The sequence below is a fragment of the Dactylosporangium sp. NPDC049742 genome (assembly GCF_040674675.1).
Classification (GTDB): domain Bacteria; phylum Actinomycetota; class Actinomycetes; order Mycobacteriales; family Micromonosporaceae; genus Dactylosporangium; species Dactylosporangium maewongense.
Genome location: NZ_JBFANF010000122.1, coordinates 11,994 through 18,074 on the forward strand (window position 1 = coordinate 11,994; position 6,081 = coordinate 18,074).

Sequence of the window (6,081 nt, forward strand, 5' to 3'; positions counted from 1 at the left end):
CCCTACAGCCCCCAGCCGACCGTGCGCCCGCCCCGCGCCCGCCACCCCCCCCCCGCGACGCTGCCGGCGCACCTCGTGCCGACGGCGGTCGTGCCGCTGGAAGCCCTGCCGCTGACCGTCAACGGCAAGCTCGACAAGGCCGCCCTCCCGGACCCCGAGGTCCGCTCGTCGGCCGGCTACGTCGCGCCCCGCACCGACGCCGAGGACCTCGTCGCCGGCGTCTGGGCCGAGGTGCTCGGCGTGGAGAAGGTCGGCGCGCACGACGACTTCTTCGACCTCGGCGGCCACTCGCTGCTCGCCACCCGCATGGTCGCCCGGGTCCGCGCCGCCGTCGACCTGAGCGTCCCGATCCGCACGTTGTTCACCCACCGCACCGTCGCCGGGTTCGCCCAGGCCGTCGAGGCGCTGCTCATCGCCGAGATCGAGGCGATGGACGAAGAGACCGCACGGCACATGCTCACGGGGGACCAGTTATGACCGTGGAAGATCTGTCCGCCACCAAGCGGGCACTGCTCACCGCACGACTGCGCAGACGCCCGGCCGAGACCGGGCCCACCATCCCGGCCCGGCCCGAAGACACCGTCCCGCCCCTGTCGTTCGCCCAGGAACGACTCTGGTTCATGGAGCAGTTCGCGCCCGGGACCGCCGCCTACCACATCCCGGTCGCCCGCCGGCTGCGCGGCGCCCTCGACGAGGCCGCGCTCGCCCGCTCGCTCGACGACGTCGTCGCCCGGCACGAGTCGCTGCGCACCCGCTACCCCGTCACCGACGACGGCCGGCCCGTCCTGGAGCTCGCCGAACCGGGGCCGGTCACGCTGACGGTCGTCGACGCCGCCGGCGAGGACGCCGCCGCCAGGATCGTCGACGAGGCCGTCGGCCGGCTCTTCGACCTCGTCCACGGCCCGCTGCTGCACGCGCTGCTGGTCCGGATGGCCGCCGACGACCACGTGCTGCTGCTCGTCACCCACCACAGCATCAGCGACGGCTGGTCCAGCGAGGTGCTCGTCGGCGAGGTCCTCGCCGGCTACGACGCCCACGCCGCCGGCGTCCCGTCACCCGTGCCGCCGCTGCCCGTCCAGTACGGCGACTTCGCCGCCTGGCAGCGTGGCCGGCTCACCGGCGACGCGCTCGCCCGGGAGGTGGACTACTGGCGCACCGAGCTCGCCGGCGTCGAACCCCTCGCGCTGCCCACCGACCGGCCGCGCCCGAAGCAGCAGACGTTCGACGGCGCCGGGTACGGCTTCGACATCGACCGGGAGCTGCTCGACGGGCTCACCCGCCTCGCCAAGACCCACGGCGCCACCGTCTACATGGTGCTGCTCGCCGCCTTCCAGGTCGTGCTGTCCCGGCACAGCGGCCAGCGGGACTTCGCCGTCGGCTCACCCATCGCCGGGCGGCCCGAGCCGGAGCTCGAACGGCTCATCGGCATGTTCGTCAACGTCCTCGCGATGCGGGCCCGCCTCGACGGCGACCCCACGTTCGACGAGCTGATCGAGCGCACCCGCGAGACGTGCCTGTCCGCGTACGCGCACCAGGAGCTGCCCTTCGCGCAGCTGGTCTCCGAGCTCAACGTGCCCCGCGACGTGAGCCGCTCACCGGTGTTCCAGGCCGTCCTCGCGGTGCAGAACTACGCCGCCGCCAACCTCGCCGGGGGCACCGGCCCGCTCGACGTCACACCGTTCGGGCTGCGCGCCACCGGCACCCGCTTCGACCTCGAACTGTTCGTCATGGAGGACCCGAGCGGGCTGCGCGGGGCGTTCAACTACAACGTCGACCTGTTCGACGAGGCCACCGTCGCCCGCCTCGGCCGGCACCTGGACAAGCTGCTGCGCGCCGTCGTCGCCCGGCCCGGCCTGCCGGTGTCCACCGTGGACCTCCTGGAGGCGGACGAGCGCGACCAGGTGCTGCACCGCTGGAACGACACCGCCGCCGACTTCCCGGACGGCGCGACCCTGCCCGGGCTCATCGCCGCGCAGGCCGCCCGGACCCCCGACGCCGTCGCCGTGCAGTTCCAGGACCGGCGCCTCACCTACCGCGAGCTGGAGGTCGCCGTCGACCGTGTCGCCCGCCGGCTGCGCGTCGAGGGCGCCGGCCCCGGCGGGCTCGTCGCGGTCAGCGCCGAACGCTCCACCGACCTCGTCGTCGGCCTCCTCGGCGTGCTCAAGGCCGGCGCCGCCTACGTGCCGCTGGACCCCGACTACCCGGCGGACCGGCTCGCGTTCATGCTCGCCGACGCCGCCGCGCCGGTGCTGCTGACCCAGTCCCGGCTGCCCGTGCCGGACACGACCGCGACCGTCATCTTCCTCGACGACCCGTCGGCGTTCGCCCGGAAGCTCCCGCCGGTGCCGGACGCGCCCGAGGCGGGCGACGTCGCGTACATGATCTACACGTCGGGGTCGACGGGGAAGCCGAAGGGCGTGCCGAACACGCACCGCGGCATCGTCAACCGCCTCGACTGGATGCAGCGCACCTACCGGCTCGACGGCACCGACGTCGTGCTCCAGAAGACCCCGGCGAGCTTCGACGTGTCGGTGTGGGAGTTCTTCTGGCCGCTCATCACCGGCGCGCGGCTCGTCCTCGCCAAGCCCGGCGGGCACAAGGACGCCGCCTACCTGCGCGACCTGATCGTGCGGGAAGGCGTCACCACCACCCACTTCGTGCCGTCGATGCTCGCCATGTTCCTCGCCGAGGACGGCGTCGCCGCCTGCACCAGCCTCCGCCGGGTCGTCTGCAGCGGCGAGGAGCTCCCGCTCGACGCCGTCCGCGCCTTCGCCGCTGCGCTGCCCGGCACGCCGCTGTGGAACCTGTACGGCCCGACCGAGGCCGCCGTCGACGTGTCCGCCTTCCAGTGCTCCGGCGACCTGGACACCGTCCCGATCGGCGCGCCGATCCAGAACATCCGCCTCTACGTCCTCGACCCCGCCGGCCAGCCGGTGCCGCCCGGCGTCCCCGGCGAGCTGCACATCGGCGGCGTCGGCCTGGCGCTGGGCTACCACGACCGGCCCGGGCTCACCGCCACCCGGTTCGTCCCCGACCCGTTCGGGCCGCCCGGCGGCCGGCTGTACCGCACCGGCGACCTCACCCGCTGGCGCACCGACGGCACCGTCGAGTTCCTCGGCCGCATCGACCACCAGGTGAAGCTCCGCGGGCTGCGGATCGAGCTCGGCGAGATCGAGGCCGCCCTGCGCGCCCAGCCCGGCGTCACCGAGGCCGCCGTCACCGTCCGCGAGGACCGGCCCGGCGACAAGCGGCTCGTCGCCTACCTCACCGGGGTCGCCGAGCCGGACGCGCCGGCGCTGAAGTCGGCGCTGAAGGCGAGCCTGCCCGACTACATGGTGCCCAGCGCGTACGTCGGCCTCGACAAGCTCCCGCTCGGCCCCAGCGGCAAGCTCGACCGCCGCGCCCTCCCGGCACCCGTCGCGGCCGCGGGCGGCGCCGAGTCGGCGCCGCCGACCACCCCGGCGGAGCTGGTCTTCGCCGCCATCTGGGCCGACGTCCTCGGCCTGCCGTCCGTCGGCGTCGACGACGACTTCTTCGACCTCGGCGGGCACTCGCTGCTCGCCACCCAGGTCGTCGCCCGCGCCCGCAAGCAGCTGGACGGCATCGGGCAGCCGGTCAGCGTCATGGACGTGTTCACCCTCAAGACGATCCGCGAGCTGGCCGCGTTCGCGTCCCTGTCCGAGGACGACCGCGGGCCGCGGCGGCTGCTGCACAAGCTCACCAAGGCCACGTCCACGCCGGACCTGTCGCTGGTCTGCGTCCCGTACGGCGGCGGCAGCGCCGTCGTCTACCAGCCCCTCGCCGACGCGCTGCCGGCCGGGCACGCCCTCTGGTCCGTCGCGATCCCCGGGCACGACGTCGGCCTCACCGAGGAGCGCCTGCCGTTCGAGGAGCTCGCCGACCGCGTCGCCGCCGAGATCCAGGAGCGCGTCAGCGGCCCGATCGCCCTGTACGGCCACTGCGGCGTCGGCAGCGCCCTCATCGTCGCCGTCGCCCGCCGCCTCGAGAACGCCGGCCGGGACCTCGAAGCGGTCTACATCGGCGCCCAGTTCCCGTTCGCCCGCCCGCGCAGCCGCGTGCTGAGCGCCCTGAGCCGGTTCGCGGCCCTCGAACCGCTGCTCGGCAACCGGGTCTACGAGAACTGGCTCACGTCGATGGGCGCCGACGTCGCCGATCTCGACGACACCCAGAAACAGTTCATCATCGGCAACATGCGCCGCGACTCCGTCGCCGCTGAGGAGTACTTCACCGCCACCCTCGACGGCGGCGGTGGTCGTGCGGCGGCCCGCCTCCGCGCGCCGATCGTGTCCGTCATGGGCACCCGCGACCCCGCCGCCGACTTCTACCAGGAGCGGTACAAGGAGTGGCTGCTCGTGTCCGACCGGGTCGCGCTCGTGCTCCTCGACGAGGCCGGGCACTTCTTCCTCAAGTACCGGGCGAAGGAGCTCGCCGACATCGTCAGCCGCATCCACCCGACGCTGGCCCCCGGCGGCCCCGCACCCGCTGAGGTGCTGCCGGCGACGGCGGGGGACACGTCGTGGTGGCTGCACGGCACCGGCGCCGCGGCACCCGCACCCGCCGACCCGGCCGCGGCGAAACCCGTCGCGCAGCCCGGGATGGCGCGGTTCCTCGTCGTCGCGCTCAGCCAGCTCGTCTCCATCACCGGCTCCGCGCTCACCGAGTTCGCCCTGCCGATCTGGATCTACCTGGAGACCGGGTCCGTCGCCCGGTACGCCCTCTACGCCGTCATCGGCATGCTCCCCGGCATCCTCGCCGGGCCCGTCGCCGGCGCGATCGTCGACCGGTTCGACCGGCGCAAGGTGATGCTCGCCGGCGACATCGCCGCCGGCGCCACCCAGGCTGCGCTGCTCGCCCTGCTCGTCGCCGGTGTGCTCGTCCCGTGGCACATCTACCCGCTGCTCGCCGCCCTGTCGATCGCGCTGACGTTCCAGCGGCTCGCGTACGCCTCCGCGGTCCCGCAGCTCGTGCCGAAGCAGTACCTCGGCCACGCCAACGGCATCGTCCAGCTCGCCGGCGGCGTCAGCGCCTTCGTCGTGCCGCTCATCGCCGTCGGGCTCATGGCCGGCATCGGCCTGCGCGGCATCCTCATCATCGACGTGCTCAGCTACACCGTCGCGATCACCGTCCTCGCCGTCGTGAAGTTCCCGCGCACCCTGCCGTGGCGGCGCCGCGAGACGCTCCTCGCGGAGATCAGGCACGGCTTCGCGTACTCGTGGCACCACCGCGGCTTCCGGGCCATGCTGCTGTGGTTCGCCGGGCTGAACATCTTCCTCGCCCCGCTGTTCCTGCTCATGACCCCGCTCGTGCTGTCCTTCGCCGACCTCGGCACCGCCGCGCGGGTCGCCATGTGCGGCGGCGCCGGCGTCATCGTCGGCGGCATCGCCATGGGCTTCTGGGGCGGGCCCCGCCGGCAGCGGCTGCGCGGCATGCTCGGCCTCGCCGCCCTCCTCGCCGCCGCCGCCGTCCTCGGCGGCACCCACGCGAGCGTGTGGGTCGTCGGCGCCTGCGCCTTCGGCCTCTCCGCGGCGCTGTCGCTCGTCAACGGCGTCTACACCACGATCGTGCAGGTGAAGGTGCCGCAGCGGTACCACGGCCGGGTCTTCGCGCTGAACACCATGGTCGCCTGGTCGACGCTGCCGATCGGCCACGGCATCGTCGCGCCCCTCGGCACGAAGCTCTTCGAGCCGCTCCTCGCCCCCGGCGGCGCGCTCGCCGGGACCGTCGGCGCGGTCATCGGCACCGGGCCGGGCCGGGGGATCGCCCTCATGTACGTCGTGTTCGGGCTCGCGATGGCCGCGATGGTCGCCGCCGGGCTGCGGATCCCGGTGCTGCGCCGCTTCGACGCCGACGTGCCCGACGCCCTGCCCGACGACCTCGTCGGCATCCAGGAGCTGCGCCGCCGCACCCTTGGACCCGCTGCTGTGCCCGCCGCCGAGGAAACCCGGCAGCTGGAGCCGGCCCGATGACCACCACCCCGGCCACCACCCCGGCCGCCGTCCCGGCCGCCGCCGCGAGCCCGGCCGCCGCGCCGGCCGTGCCGGCCGTGCCCGTGCAGCGGAC

Annotated in this window: 2 protein-coding genes; both read left to right on the top strand. The window is 74.3% G+C overall.

The annotated features are described in order from the left end of the window. Positions 1-477: phosphopantetheine-binding protein (locus tag AB0J72_RS57655; RefSeq protein ID WP_363417369.1), on the top strand; the 477-nt coding region annotated here is incomplete at its 5' end. Further along, a complete protein-coding gene (locus AB0J72_RS57660; protein WP_363417371.1) occupies positions 474-5,987 on the top strand; it encodes an amino acid adenylation domain-containing protein in 5,514 nt (1,837 codons plus the stop codon). The genes AB0J72_RS57655 and AB0J72_RS57660, both read left to right, overlap by 4 nt. Positions 5,988-6,081 lie beyond the last annotated feature (94 nt).

What these genes read in the sequence shown, in the direction of transcription:
- AB0J72_RS57660 (WP_363417371.1), top strand. Translation starts at nt 474, where the DNA reads ATGACCGTGGAAGATCTGTCCGCCACCAAGCGGGCACTGCTCACCGCA.